The 13,366-nt window shown below is 63.9% G+C and carries 11 protein-coding genes; 6 read left to right on the forward strand and 5 right to left on the reverse strand.

The window, feature by feature from the left end:
* Positions 1-67 precede the first annotated feature (67 nt).
* From dxs to ACGLWX_RS11850, 3 genes are read right to left on the reverse strand one after another with little or no spacing between them, the layout of a single operon-like run.
* On the reverse strand, positions 68-1,999 hold the full coding sequence (gene dxs / locus ACGLWX_RS11840) for a 1-deoxy-D-xylulose-5-phosphate synthase (RefSeq protein WP_396239927.1): 1,932 nt from the start codon (positions 1,997-1,999) through the stop codon (positions 68-70).
* 47 nt (positions 2,000-2,046) lie between these two features.
* Positions 2,047-2,937: a polyprenyl synthetase family protein gene (locus ACGLWX_RS11845; protein WP_252108208.1), complete on the reverse strand. Its 891-nt coding sequence runs from the start codon at positions 2,935-2,937 to the stop codon at positions 2,047-2,049.
* Positions 2,931-3,227: an exodeoxyribonuclease VII small subunit gene (locus tag ACGLWX_RS11850; protein WP_252108209.1), complete on the reverse strand. Its 297-nt coding sequence runs from the start codon at positions 3,225-3,227 to the stop codon at positions 2,931-2,933. The genes ACGLWX_RS11845 and ACGLWX_RS11850 overlap by 7 nt, the downstream gene beginning before the upstream one ends.
* A gap of 260 nt (positions 3,228-3,487) precedes the next feature.
* Here ACGLWX_RS11850 and serA point away from each other — a divergent pair, with 260 nt between their 5' ends.
* Positions 3,488-4,732, forward strand: a complete 1,245-nt coding sequence (serA, locus tag ACGLWX_RS11855; RefSeq protein ID WP_252108210.1) for a phosphoglycerate dehydrogenase — start codon at positions 3,488-3,490, stop codon at positions 4,730-4,732.
* Positions 4,733-4,828: 96 nt separating this feature from the next.
* Here serA and ACGLWX_RS11860 read toward each other — a convergent pair whose 3' ends face one another.
* On the reverse strand, positions 4,829-5,515 hold the full coding sequence (locus tag ACGLWX_RS11860; protein ID WP_396239929.1) for a pirin family protein: 687 nt from the start codon (positions 5,513-5,515) through the stop codon (positions 4,829-4,831).
* A 236-nt stretch (positions 5,516-5,751) separates the two neighbouring features.
* On the opposite strand from ACGLWX_RS11860, the gene ACGLWX_RS11865 reads away from it, so the two are divergent.
* The 5 genes from ACGLWX_RS11865 (at position 5,752) to ACGLWX_RS11885 (ending at position 12,411) form a co-directional block, all read left to right on the forward strand.
* Positions 5,752-6,699 (forward strand): rhodanese-related sulfurtransferase, encoded by a 948-nt coding sequence (locus ACGLWX_RS11865; protein WP_396239931.1) that lies wholly within the window; start codon positions 5,752-5,754, stop codon positions 6,697-6,699.
* Between the two features lie 171 nt (positions 6,700-6,870).
* A complete protein-coding gene (locus tag ACGLWX_RS11870; protein ID WP_252108213.1) occupies positions 6,871-7,689 on the forward strand; it encodes an IclR family transcriptional regulator C-terminal domain-containing protein in 819 nt (272 codons plus the stop codon).
* A 42-nt stretch (positions 7,690-7,731) separates the two neighbouring features.
* Complete coding sequence (locus tag ACGLWX_RS11875) at positions 7,732-8,163, forward strand: YqaA family protein (RefSeq protein ID WP_252108214.1); 432 nt, start codon at positions 7,732-7,734, stop codon at positions 8,161-8,163.
* 159 nt (positions 8,164-8,322) lie between these two features.
* Positions 8,323-10,686, forward strand: a complete 2,364-nt coding sequence (gene ybiO / locus ACGLWX_RS11880) for a mechanosensitive channel protein (protein ID WP_396239933.1) — start codon at positions 8,323-8,325, stop codon at positions 10,684-10,686.
* 363 nt (positions 10,687-11,049) lie between these two features.
* Positions 11,050-12,411 (forward strand): VOC family protein, encoded by a 1,362-nt coding sequence (locus tag ACGLWX_RS11885; protein ID WP_396239935.1) that lies wholly within the window; start codon positions 11,050-11,052, stop codon positions 12,409-12,411.
* A 35-nt stretch (positions 12,412-12,446) separates the two neighbouring features.
* Here ACGLWX_RS11885 and ACGLWX_RS11890 read toward each other — a convergent pair whose 3' ends face one another.
* Positions 12,447-13,340, reverse strand: coding sequence for a LysR substrate-binding domain-containing protein (locus ACGLWX_RS11890; RefSeq protein WP_396239937.1), 894 nt, complete (start codon positions 13,338-13,340; stop codon positions 12,447-12,449).
* Between the last annotated feature and the right edge of the window lie 26 nt (positions 13,341-13,366).

Below are 13,366 nucleotides of genomic sequence, written 5' to 3' on the forward strand. Positions count from 1 at the left end.
CAAGACGGCTTGATAGCCGTGAAACGGCAAACCGGCAGGTCAGATGACCTGCCGGTTTTTGTTGGGGCTAGCCGTTTAGCTGCGCCAGGCGTTTTTCGATCGCCGCCTGAATGCCGGGGGCATCCAAGCCGCAGTCGCGCAAGAGCTCGTCCGGGGTACCGTGCTCGACGAAGCTGTCGGGCAGGCCCAGGTTCAGCACGTTGGCGGCCACGTTTTCCAAGTGCAGCAACTCGCTGATGGCGCTGCCGGCGCCGCCGGCCACCACGTTCTCTTCGAGCGTCACCAGCAGATCGTGCTCGGCGGCGGCGGTGAGCACCGCGTGGCGGTCCAGCGGCTTGATCGAGCGCATGTTGATATGGGTGGCGCCCAGCGCCTCGGCGACTTCCTCGGCCGGGCCGTTCATGCTGCCGAATGCCAGCAGCGCGACTTTAGGGCCGTCGCCGTCGGCGCGTCGGCGCGTGTCGGCGCGGCCAATGGTCAAGGGCTCCAGGTGCTCGGGCACCGCCACGCCGGGGCCGGTGCCGCGGGGATAGCGCACCGCCGCCGGGCCCTCAAACTGGTAGGCGGCGCTCAGCATGGCACGGCACTCGGCTTCGTCTGCCGGGGCCAGAATCACCATGTTGGGCACGCAGCGCAGAAACGAAATGTCCATACTGCCATGGTGGGTCGGGCCGTCCTCGCCGACCAGTCCTGCGCGGTCGATGGCGAAAGTGACGTCGAGCCCCTGTACCGCTACGTCGTGAATCAGCTGATCATAGCCGCGCTGCAGGAAGGTGGAGTAGATCGCCACCACCGGCTTCATGCCCTCGCAGGCCATGCCGGCGGCGAGTGTGACCGCGTGCTGCTCGGCGATCGCCACGTCGAAGTAGCGCTCGGGGTACTCTTTCGAGAAGCGGATCAGATCCGAGCCTTCGCGCATGGCCGGGGTAATGCCCATCAGCCGTTTGTCCGAGGCGGCCATGTCGCACAGCCAGTTGCCGAACACGTTGCAGTACTTCTGCTTCGGCGCGGCCGGGGCGGCGGCGGGCTTTTTCGCCTCGGCTTTAGCGCCTTGCGGCTTCTCCAGCTTGGTGATGGCGTGGTAGCCGATCTGGTCCGCCTCGGCGGGCAGAAAGCCCTTGCCCTTGACGGTCTTGATGTGCAGAAACTGCGGGCCGCTCTGTTCGCGCAGCGCGCTTAGCGTATCGGTCAGCGCTTCCAGGTCGTGGCCGTCGATGGGGCCGACGTAGTTGAAGCCGAGCTCTTCAAAAAGCGTTGCGGGGCTGACGAAACCCTTCATGTGCTCTTCGGTGCGCTTGGCAAACTTCAAGGCGCCGGGGAGGTGCGAGAGCACCTTTTTGCTCTCTTCGCGCATTTTGAGATACGGCTTGCTCGACAGCATGCGCGCCAGATAGGTCGCAAGCCCGCCGACGTTTTCCGAGATCGACATCTCGTTGTCATTGAGCACCACTAGCATGTTGGCATCGACGTGTCCGGCGTGGATCAGCGCCTCGAACGCCATGCCCGCGGTCAGCGCGCCGTCGCCGATGATCGCGCACACCTTGCGGTCATCGTTTTGCGCGCGGGCGGCCAAGGCCATGCCGAGCGCGGCGGAGATCGAAGTACTCGAGTGGCCCACGCCGAAGGTGTCGAATTCGGATTCCGCGCGGCGCGGAAAGGCGGCCAAGCCCCCGTGCTGGCGGATGCCGGTCATCGCCTCGCGCCGCCCGGTCAAAATCTTGTGCGGGTAGGCCTGGTGGCCCACGTCCCACACCAGCCGGTCTCTGGGGGTGTCAAAGACGTGGTGCAGCGCCACGCTGAGTTCGACCACGCCAAGGCCCGCGCCGAAGTGGCCGCCGGAAACGCCCACGCTGTACAGAAGGTAGGCACGCAGCTCGTCGGCAAGCTCGGCGAGCTGGGCGTCGTTCATGGCGCGCAGAGCGGCCGGGTGATCAATGGCGTCGAGCAGCGGCGTTACCGGGCGCTCGCGGGAAATCTCGTCGAACAGCTTCATGGGCATGTAGTCACGGTCATTTTTTATACAGACACTGTCGAGACAGCGCTCGTTTAGTGGTCGCGCTCGATCATATAGGCGGCAAGCTCGATCAAGGGCGCGGCGTTCTCGCCAAGGGGTTCAAGCGCCGTTTGGGCCTCATCGACCAGCTCGCGCGCCTTTTGCCGGGCCCCATCAAGACCCAGCAGGCTCGAATAGGTGGGCTTGGCACGCGCGGCGTCGGCGCCGGAGATCTTGCCAAGCGTGGCCGTATCGCCGGTCACGTCCAGCACATCGTCATGAATTTGAAAGGCTAGCCCAATGGCGCGGGCGTAGCGAGCCAGCGCCTCGAGACGCGGGTCGTCCTCATCGACGGCGCAAAGCCCGCCCAGGCGCACCGCGGCTTCGATCAGCGCGCCGGTCTTGTGCGCGTGCATGTGCTTGAGCGCTTCGACGTCGGGAAGTCCGCCTACGGCGGCCAGATCCAGCGCCTGGCCGGCCACCATGCCTTGGCGCCCGGAGGCGACGGCCAGGGTGGTGACCATGGCGGCAAGCCTTGGCGGGCGCGGGCGCGCCAATACTTCGAAGGCGAGCGCCTGCAGGGCGTCGCCGGCCAGAATCGCGGTGGCTTCGTCATACGCCTTGTGCACCGTGGGCTGGCCGCGGCGCAGGTCGTCGTCGTCCATCGCCGGCAGGTCGTCATGGATCAACGAGTAGGCGTGAATCAGCTCGATGGCGGCGGCCGGGGCGTCGAGCGCTTTGTCATCGGCGCCTAGCGCTTGGCCCGCCAGGTAGACCAGCAGCGGGCGCAGGCGCTTGCCGCCGACCAGCAGGCCGTGGCGCATCGCCGCGTCCAGGCGCGCATCGACGGTACCGTCGGTCAACAGCGCCTCTAACGTGGCGTCGACCCGAGCGCGGCTGGTGTCGCGGTGCTCGCGCAAGGAGGTGGGGCGCTCGCTTACCATGGGGGCGTATCCTCGGCGTTGTCGTCGGGGGAGGCGCTCGCTGCGGCGTCGGCCGGGCTCTCGAACGGCGTCATTGTGAGTTTACCGTCGCCGTCTTCACTAAGCGCGCGCACCTTGAGCTCGGCGCTGTCCAGGCGCTTTTGGGCGTCGCGGGTCAGCGTCACGCCCTCCTCGAATGCGGTCAGCGCCTCTTCCAAAGAGAGCTCGCCTGATTCCAGCCGCTCCACCAGGGTCTCCAGGCGGGAAACCGTGGCGGCAAAATCCTGTGAAGGGGGAGTGGTATCGCTCATTGACCCGTGCCTGCCTATTGGCGCCCATGCGTTGGGCGGCGAGTGTGCCTGCTATCGAGGGCACAGTATACACCCAGACCCAGAGGTGGTCTGCCCTTGCGCCCGCGGGGCTTGGCAGCCAACGTGCGCTGCGTTCATTTTGAAAACGCACACTTTTCATAAAGCCGGAACGCCGGGGAAGGCGCGGGCTGTGCTACCATAGCGGCCTTTCATGAACCGATAAACGGCGCGCGTCGCCGAACATAGAGGTTGATTCAGTCATGGCCAAAACGTCCCTGGACAAGAGCAAGATCAAAATCCTGCTACTCGAGGGCGTCCACCAGAGCGCGGTGGACAATTTTCGCAACGCCGGATATGAAAATATCGAGCACCTGCCTACGTCGCTGGACGAAGAGGCGCTGATCGATAAGATCCGCGATGTTCACTTCATCGGCATTCGTTCGCGCACGCAGCTCAACGAGCGCGTGTTCGCCGCGGCCGAGAAGCTGGTGGCGGTTGGCTGTTTCTGCATCGGGACCAACCAGGTCGATTTGAACGCCGCGCTCAAGCGCGGGGTAGCGGTGTTCAACGCGCCGTACTCCAACACCCGCTCGGTAGCGGAGCTGGTGCTTGCCGAAGCGATCATGCTGCTGCGCGGCATTCCGGAGAAAAACGCGCGCGCCCACCAGGGCGGCTGGCTGAAATCTGCCGCCAACTCCCACGAAGCCCGCGGCAAGACCCTGGGCATCGTTGGTTACGGCAGCATCGGCGCGCAGCTCTCGGTGCTGGCCGAGTCGCTGGGCTTCAACGTCATCTATTATGACGTCATCACCAAGCTCGGTATGGGCAACGCAAGCCAGGTCGGCAGTCTCGAGGAGCTTTTGAGCCGCTCGGACGTGGTCAGCCTGCACGTGCCGGATCTGCCCTCCACGCGCTGGATGATCACCAAAAAAGAGATCGCGGCGATGAAACCCGGGGCGATCTTCATCAACGCCTCGCGTGGAAGCGTGGTCGAGATCGAGCCGCTGGCCGAGGCGATCAAGTCCGGCCATCTCAACGGCGCGGCGGTGGACGTCTTCCCGGTCGAGCCCAAGGGCAATAGCGAAACTTTCGAAAGCCCGCTGCGCGGTCTCGAGAACGTCATTCTCACCCCGCACATCGGCGGCTCGACCCTGGAAGCCCAGGAGAACATCGGCATCGAAGTGGCCGAGAAGCTCACCACCTACTCCGATAACGGCACCACCATCACCTCGGTCAACTTCCCGGAAGTGGCGCTGCCCGCCCACCCGGACAAGCACCGCTTGCTGCACATTCACGACAACGTGCCCGGCGTGATGTCACAGATCAACCGCGTGCTCTCGGAAGACGGCATCAACATCTCTGGCCAGTACCTGCAGACCAACGAAAAGGTCGGCTACGTGGTGATCGACGTGGACAAGGCCTACGGCCCTCAGGCGCTGGAGGCGCTCAAGCAGGTCGAGCACACGCTCAAAATTCGCGTGCTCTACTCGTCGCACAATAGCTAAGCCTCTAGGGCTATAAGCCTGTAGCGCTAGCCATTGGCCAGCCGTTTCAAACCGGCCTCCTTCGGGAGGCCGGTTTTTTTGCGCCTTGGGCGGCGCTCACGCCAAATCGAACAGCAGCACATCGGCGCTGGCGGCGTCGGTCAGTTCGAGCGCCTCCTCGGGGTCGAGGGCGGCGGCGTCGCCGGCCAGCAGGCGCGTACCGTTGACCGTGAGCTCGCCCTTGACCAAGTGCAGCCACGCGTAGCGGTGGGGCGGCGGGGCGGGCAGGTCGCCATCGAACAGGCCGGTATACAGATTAACGTCCTGATGAAGGCTAATGGAGCCCTGGGCCGCGTTGGGCGAGGCGAGCAAACACCACCGCTGCTCGCGCTCGGCGCGGGGGAAGTGCTTTTGCGCGTAGCTCGGCGCCATGCCGGGGGTGGCGGTTTCGATCCAGATCTGCAGAAAGTGCAGGCCTTGAGTGTTGGAGGCGTTGTACTCGCTGTGGCGCACGCCGGTACCGGCGGACATGCGCTGCACGTCTCCCGGGCGCATGGTTTCGCCATTGCCCAGGCTGTCCTCGTGCGCCATCTCACCGTCGAGCACCCAGGAGATGATCTCCATGTCACGATGCGGATGGGTGCCGAAGCCGTGGCCCGGAGCGACGCGGTCCTCGTTGATGACTCGCAGCGCGCGAAACCCCATGTGCGCCGGGTCCATGTAGTTGGCGAACGAAAACGTGTGATACGAGCGCAGCCAGCCGTGGTCGGCGTAGCCGCGATCATTAGAGCGGCGAATGTTCATGCAGGTTCTCCGTGTCAATCCATGGCATTAACCAGTGCCGCTCACTATACGCCCGCCGCTGCGCGGGCAAAGTGAAGCTTTTCCCCCGATCGCGTCGATAAAATCGAGCGTTAACCGGCAAGCCGGCTTGATCTGCGTCAATCCGGCCTTGCTGCACCCGGGCAGCGCTTGCGTTAGAATGAGCGCGTTTTTTAACCCGGTCCGCCCTTTACGAGAGCGACTACCAGGAGAGTTCGATGACCCAACCTTCCTCGACGGCCCCCATCGTGGTGGCCGCGCTGTATAAATTCGTCACCCTCAACGACTTCGAGGCGCTACGCGAGCCGCTTAGACAGGCCATGGTCGATCACGGCGTGAAAGGTACGCTGCTGCTCGCCCGTGAAGGCATCAACGGCACCGTGGCCGGCTCGCGCGAGGGCATCGACTCCCTGCTCGAGTGGCTGAGTAGCGATGAGCGCCTTACGGATCTCGATCATAAAGAGTCGTTTTGTGACGAGATGCCGTTTTACCGCACCAAGGTGAAGCTCAAGCGCGAGATCGTCACCATGGGCGTTGACGGCGTCGATCCCAACGCGTCTGTTGGCACCTACGTCGAGCCGGAACAGTGGAACGACGTGATCAGTGACCCGGAAGTGCTGGTCATCGATACGCGCAACGACTACGAAGTGGAGATCGGCAGCTTCGAAGGCGCCGTCGATCCCAAAACCGCCACCTTCCGCGAGTTTCCCGAGTACGTGCGCAAGCATTACGATCCGGCCAAACACAAGAAGGTCGCCATGTTCTGCACCGGCGGCATTCGCTGTGAAAAGGCGTCGAGCTTCATGCTTAACGAGGGCTTTGAAGAGGTGTTCCATCTCAAGGGCGGCGTGCTGAACTATCTCGAAAAGGTGCCCGAGGAGCAGTCGCTATGGCGCGGTGAGTGTTTCGTGTTCGACAACCGCGTCACCGTGCGCCACGATCTGAGCGAAGGCGCTTTCGAGCAGTGCCATGCCTGCCGCCGGCCGATTTCCGAAGAGGATATGGCGGATGCGGCCTATGAGCCGGGCATCAGCTGCCCGCACTGCATCGACTCGCTGCCGGAGAAGACCCGCGCGGCGGCCCGCGAGCGCCAGCGCCAGATCGATCTGGCCAAGGCCCGCGGCGAGCCCCATCCGCTTGGCCATGATCAGCGCCGGCGCGCCTAAGCCGTTTTACTCTTTCGATTCTCGTTCGATAGCGCCGGTGGGCGCTATCGGCGTTTTTACCGCCAGAATGGGATTTATTTCCGCAAACGCGACATTCGCCTGCGCCTCGCGTTATCCTGATCGTTTTGCGCGGCGAGCGCTGCGCGGCAAGCGAGTTAAGGAGAACGTACGGTGAGTGAGGCCAAGCGCAGGTCCGTAGGACGCCCGGCCGGGGCGGCGAAAGCCAGCGGTGGGCACAGCCAGTCGCTGGTACGCGGCTTGACGCTGCTCGAGCATCTGGCGGCCAGCCCCTTGGGCATGGCGCTTTCCGAGCTCGCCGAGACGGCGGAGCTGGCGCCTTCGACCACCCACCGCCTGCTCCAGGCCCTACAGAGCCAGGGCTTCGTCACGCAAGAAGGCGAGCAGGGGCTTTGGCGCATCGACGTCAAGACGTTTCGTATCGGCAACAGCTTTCTGGAAGCGCGCGACGTGGTGGCCACCAGCCGCCCGTTTCTGCGCCGCCTCACTCAGGACACCGGCGAAACCGCCAACCTCGGCATTCGCGATGGCGCCACGGCGGTGTTTCTCGCCCAGCACGAATCCACCCAGATGATGCGCATGATCACCAAGCTCGGCTCGCGCGCGCCGCTTCACGCCTCTGGCGTGGGCAAGGCGCTGTTGGCGGGCATGAGCGACGACGAGCGCGCCGAGCTCTTGAGAGGCGATGCGCTGTCGCGCGTCACGCCCAACACCTTCTTCGACCCGGAGGCGATCGAGTTTGAGGTGCGCACCATTCGCGCCCAGGGCTTCGCCTGCGACCGCGAAGAGCACGCCATTGGCCTGCACTGCGTGGCGGCGTGTATTTTTGATGAGCGGCGCATGCCGCTGGCGGCGATCTCCGTCTCGGGGCCGATGGCGCGCATTCCCGAAGAGCGCCTGATGGCGCTTGGCGAGCTGGTGCGCGAGGCGGCGAACAATATCACCGCCCGGCTCGGCGGCCGGCTGCCCTAGCGCGTCGCGTACCGAATGTCTCTCCTGTAGCGCTCGACGCCCGTGGTCAGCCTTTTCTGGGTCGCGCTTTTAAGCGCCACGCTCTTGCCCGGCGGCTCCGAGGTGTGGCTTGCCCGCCAGTGGTGTCAGGGCGAGCCCTGGGTCGCCCTCTGGCTGGTGGCTACACTCGGCAACACGCTGGGCAGTTTGATCAACGTCGCCCTTGGCCGCTACGCCCGCCGGTTTCAGCACCGGCGCTGGTTTCCCGCTACGGCCGCCCAGCTTGCCCGCGCCAGCCGCTGGTACCAGCGCTTTGGTGCATACAGTTTGCTGCTGAGCTGGGTGCCGGTCATAGGCGACCCGCTCACCGTGGTGGCCGGTCTCTTGCGTCTTGCCTGGTGGCGCGCGGCGGCGCTGATCCTGCTGGCCAAGGGCGCGCGCTACGCGCTGGTGCTGGCGTTTTCCGCGCAGTGGCTGGCGCCTTACTGCCCTTAATGCCCGCGGCGGATAACCCGCCAAAGGGCGCCCATGTTACCCTGCCACGCGCTGCAAAAGGCGCGGCGCTGGACGCGAGGCGCCTGCTCGCTATGATTTGCATAACGCGGTTAAGCCGTTAGATTGAATACACTACTTCACCCAAAGGGAGACTCCGGTGTGACGCCATCACGTTTACTACCCTGGCTGGGCGTTTGGCTGCTTGCGCTTTTTGCCATGATGAGCCCGGCGCTGGCTCAAACCACGCTTAGCGCCGACGACGAAACCGCCGATTCGCCTCCCTCCTACGAGGCGCTGGCCGATCTGCTCGAAAACGATCAGGCGCGCCAGGAGCTGATCGAACGCCTGCGCAGCGAAGCCTCTTCGATGCCGGACGCGCTGGACGCCCAACTCTCCCCGGAGGCCGCTGCCGAAGGGGGCAATCTGGCCCCGGAAGACGTGTCGCTTCCACGCCAGCTCGCCGAGCTCACCAGCAGCGTGGTGGGCAATATCGGTACCCAGCTCGAGCAGGCGGCGGGGGTCGTCACCGGAATCTTTAGTGGCCAGAGCAGCGGCAGCTTTGATAGCGCGGCTTTCATCACCGCGGCGATCAATCTGGGCATCGTCATCGCCTCCACCTTCGTCATTTTCATGCTGTTTCGCCGGCTGGCGAAGTCACTGTTCACCAAGTTGAGCGGCTGGTCGCAGTACGGTGAGCGCTCGACCTCGATTCTGCGTCTGATTGGCTGCGTGATCATCGCAGCGCTGATCGACGCGCTGATCATCGGTGCCGCCTACGTGGTGGGTAATTTGATCGCTACCTTCGCGGTGGGCGAAACCGGCGAACTCTCCACGCGCGCCTCGCTGTTCCTCAACGCCTTTTTGGTCATCGAGCTAATCAAGGCGGCGTTTAGAATGCTCTTCTCGTCGCGCTACGAGGGGCTGCGCCTGCTGCCCATCTCGGCCAAGGAGGCGGGCTACTGGAACCGCTGGATTGCGCGGCTGGTCGGCATGGTCGGCTACGGCCTGATGGTCGTTGTGCCACTGATCAACTTCTATATCGCCCCGGCGCTGGGTCAGGCGGTCGGCACGCTGATCATGGTTTTGGCGTTCATCTACGCCGTGGCCGTGGTGTTGAGAAACCGCGTGCGCCTGCGCGACAACCTGAGCGATATGAGCCGCCAGAGCACGATGACGGCGAGCCGTATCTCCCTGAGGCTCTTTGCCCGTACCTGGCATTTATTCGCGCTGCTCTATTTCCTGATCGTGTTCGTGCTCACGCTGGTGCGCCCGGGCGACGCGCTGCCCTTCGTTCTGTTCGCCACGCTCAAAACGCTAGTCGCGGTGGTCATCGGCATTCTGCTCTCGAGCTTTTTGACCCAGTTCATCGGCCGGCGTATCGAGCTTTCGGCGGATCTTCGCCGCAAGCTACCGATGCTCGAACATCGCCTCAATAGCTACATCCCCAACGCCCTGCGCGTGATTCGCACCATCATTCTGGTGGCCGTGGTCATGGTCGTGCTGGATGCCTGGGGTGCTTTCAACCTGGCCGCCTGGTACGCCTCCGAGCGCGGTGCGCTCATCGTGGGCCGGCTGATCAGCATCGCGGTGATTCTCATCGTCGCGCTGGGCATTTGGCTGGCGCTGGCGAGTTTGATCGAGCACAAGCTCAACCCGGAAACCGGCGGTGGCGAGCCTTCGGCCCGGGCCAAAACGCTCTTGAGCCTGTTCCGTAACGCCCTGGCGATCGCCATGGTGACCATCACCGGCATGATTTTGCTGTCGGAAATCGGCATCAACATCGGCCCGCTGATTGCCGGTGCCGGGGTGCTGGGTCTGGCGATCGGTTTTGGCGCTCAGAAACTGGTGCAGGACGTGATCACCGGCGTGTTCATCCAGATCGAAAACGCCATGAACACTGGCGACGTGGTTACCGTGGGCGGCATCACCGGTACGGCGGAGCGTTTGAGCATCCGCTCGGTGGCGATTCGTGACCTTTCCGGTACCTACCACATCGTACCGTTCTCGAGCGTGGATACCGTCTCGAACTACATGCGCGAGTACGGCAACCACGTCGGCGAGTACGGCATCGCCTACCGCGAGAGCATCGACTACGCCATCGAGCAGCTTCAGCTGGCCTATGAGGATCTTAAGGCCAGCGAAGAGCACGGCTTCAAGCTCTTGGCGGACATGACCGTGGCCGGTGTGACCGCGCTTGCCGACAGCTCGGTGAATATCCGCGTGGTCATCAAGACCACACCTGGCGATCAGTGGGGCGTGGGCCGGGCCTTCAACCGGCTGGTCAAGATGCGCTTCGACGAAGCCGGCATCGAGATCCCGTTCCCGCACACCACGCTCTACTTCGGCGAGGACCGCGACGGCAAGGCGCCGCCCGCGAACCTGCGGATTCTGGACTCGACGGCCAAGGAGAAGAGCGCCGTTCAAACGCCCATCTCCGAGGCAACGCCGCCCAGCCAGCAGACCAGCGAGGCGGATCACAAAACGCCGCACCATGACGACGTGGACGACGCCGACGAGACCTGAGACGTTTAAGGACGCGTCAGTAACGACCAGCGGGGCCGCCTTCGGGCGGCCCCGCTGCGTTTAAGGCGCGTGCTGTTGCCGTCCAATCGCGCATTCAGGATGCCGATTACGTCTACAGGGCCTTCCACTCGGTGGCCTATGGCTTGTAAATGACGGAGTACATTCCTTTTTTGCCTTTTCTGGATGGTGCCGGGTTTTTTTAAAGCGTTATCGGCTCGATGCATTCCAGCAAGGCATGCGTTGGGCGGTTTTTTTCGTTTGTGAAGGGCGTATACCTCTGCTTTCATGAAAGGCATCCCTTTTTATCCGCGTGGGCCGCCGGCTTTGCGCTTTGGCATGCCCTCATTCATCCCGGAGACCCCCATGACACAGCAACGTTATCTGCCCGCCAACGAGATTCGCGATCGCTTCTCGAAGGCGATGTCCGACATGTATCAAACGGAAGTGCCCCAGTACGGCACGCTGCTGGAGTTGGTGGCCGAGGTGAACCGGGAAACGCTGGAAGAGCATCCGGAGCTACGCCAGCGCCTGGAGGCGCAGGACGAGATGACCCGGCTCGGCGTCGAACGCCACGGTGCAATCCGCGTTGGCTCTCCCGACGAGCTTTCGATGCTGCGCCGCCTGTTCGCCGTGATAGGGATGTACCCGGTAGGGTATTACGATCTGTCCGAGGCGGGCGTGCCGGTCCACTCGACCGCCTTTCGTCCCATCGATGATGACGCCTTGGCGCGCAACCCCTTTCGCGTGTTCACCTCGCTTTTGCGTCTTGAGCTGATCGAAAGCGACGCGCTGCGCCAGCGCGCCAAGCGGATTCTCGACCAGCGCGATATCTTCACCTCGCAAGCCCGCGAGCTGATCGAACGCTTCGAAGCCCAGGGCGGACTCACTGAGGACGAGGCCGCGCAGTTCGTCGAACAGGCGCTGGAAACCTTTCGCTGGCACAAGGACGCCACGGTCGATCTCGAGACTTATCAGGCGCTTCACGATGAGCACCGCCTCATTGCCGACGTGGTCTGCTTTCGCGGCCCCCACATCAATCACCTGACGCCGCGCACGCTGGATATCGACGAAGTACAGCGGCGCATGCCGGGCGTGGGCATCAACCCCAAGGCGGTGATCGAAGGGCCGCCCCGCCGGGAGTGCCCGATCCTGCTGCGCCAGACCAGTTTCAAGGCACTGGAGGAGACGACCCGCTTTGCCGGCGACGCCGAAGGCACGCACACCGCGCGTTTCGGCGAGATCGAGCAGCGCGGCACGGCGCTCACCCCCAAGGGCCGCGCCCTGTACGATCAGCTGCTGGGTGAGGGCCGAAAGCGCGCGGCGGGGCTCGACAACGACGCCCATCAGGCGGTGATGGGCGAGGTTTTCGAGGCCTTCCCGGATGATCTGGAGGCCATGCGTCAGCAGGAGTTGGGCTATTTTCACTACCACCTGACCGCGGCGGGCAAGGCGTCGGCCCCTCAGCCCGGCGTGGAGATCGAGGCGCTGATCACTGAAGGGCTGGTCGAGGCGCAGCCGATCACCTACGAGGATTTTCTCCCGGTCAGCGCGGCGGGTATCTTCCAGTCCAACCTGGGCGGCGGCGAGAACGACGCCTATGCGGGCAACGCCAACCGCGATGCCTTCGAGCAAGCGCTCGGCGCACCGGTGACCGACGAACTGGCGCTTTACGCCGAACGCGAGCGAGCCTCGAGGCAGCGCGTGCTGGCGGCAATAGCGGGGTAGATCGAAAAGCAGGGTGGCCGGATCTGGCGGGGAGCTCAGCTCTGCTCAGCATGTTTGGTCAGATGCTCGACGAACCGGCGCACTTTGGCCAGCTCGCCCAGGTGCTCCGGGTAGACCAGATAATAGGCGTTGGCGCTACTGAACCGGTGGTGCCAAACGATCGCCAGCTTGCCAGCGGCCAGCTCCTCTTCCACGGTAAAGTAAGGCACCAGCGCCACCCCGCCGCCGGCCATCGCCGTACGCAGAATCATGGGAAAGGTCTCAAAGCGATGGCCGTGATAGCTTCGATCGGTCGCGACATTCTGGTCGGCGAACCAGTGGTGCCAGGCATCGGGGCGCGTCGATAGATGCAGTAGCGACAGACCGGCCAGATCCTCCGGCCGGGTGATCCGGTGGCGCTCGATCAGCGTCGGGGACGCAACGACCACCATCTCTTCGTCGAGAAGCTTGTGGCAGGCCAGGCTCGGCCAACTGCCGTGCCCGTAGAAAAAAGCGACATCAATGGACTGTTGCTCGAGATCGAAATCCTCCACTCGTTCGTGAAACTCCAGGCTAATGCCCGGGTTGGCGGCGATGAAGTCGGGCAGTTTATTCGCTAGCCAGCGGCTGCCGAAGCTTGGCAGCGTGGCCACCTTCAGTACTTCGCTGTTACCGCTATAGGTCATGACGGCTTGAGCCGACATCTCGATCTGAGTGAGCACCTTGCGCACGTCGCTTAGGAACATCGCGCCTTCCGGGGTGAGCAGAAGGCTTCGACGCACGCGGCGAAAAAGCTTGTGTTGAAGGATCGCCTCCAGGTGCGCCACCTGCTTGCTCACCGCGCTCTGCGACAGGTTCAGCTCGTCGGCCGCGCGGGTGAAGCTCAGATGGCGGGCCGCCGCTTCGAAACACTGCATGGCGGCGGTGGAGGGTAGGTGTCGCGATGCCACGGGCGCTCCTGATCGTCTGGGCCGCT

The sequence above is a fragment of the Halomonas sp. HMF6819 genome (assembly GCF_044335525.1).
Taxonomy (GTDB): domain Bacteria; phylum Pseudomonadota; class Gammaproteobacteria; order Pseudomonadales; family Halomonadaceae; genus Vreelandella.

Bases quoted from the DNA above. Each gene is read 5' to 3' on its own strand.
- dxs (WP_396239927.1), bottom strand. From the start codon at position 1,999: ATGCCCATGAAGCTGTTCGACGAGATTTCCCGCGAGCGCCCGGTAACG.
- ACGLWX_RS11845 (WP_252108208.1), bottom strand. From the start codon at position 2,937: ATGGTAAGCGAGCGCCCCACCTCCTTGCGCGAGCACCGCGACACCAGC.
- ACGLWX_RS11850 (WP_252108209.1), bottom strand. From the start codon at position 3,227: ATGAGCGATACCACTCCCCCTTCACAGGATTTTGCCGCCACGGTTTCC.
- serA (WP_252108210.1), top strand. From the start codon at position 3,488: ATGGCCAAAACGTCCCTGGACAAGAGCAAGATCAAAATCCTGCTACTC.
- ACGLWX_RS11860 (WP_396239929.1), bottom strand. From the start codon at position 5,515: ATGAACATTCGCCGCTCTAATGATCGCGGCTACGCCGACCACGGCTGG.
- ACGLWX_RS11865 (WP_396239931.1), top strand. From the start codon at position 5,752: ATGACCCAACCTTCCTCGACGGCCCCCATCGTGGTGGCCGCGCTGTAT.
- ACGLWX_RS11885 (WP_396239935.1), top strand. From the start codon at position 11,050: ATGACACAGCAACGTTATCTGCCCGCCAACGAGATTCGCGATCGCTTC.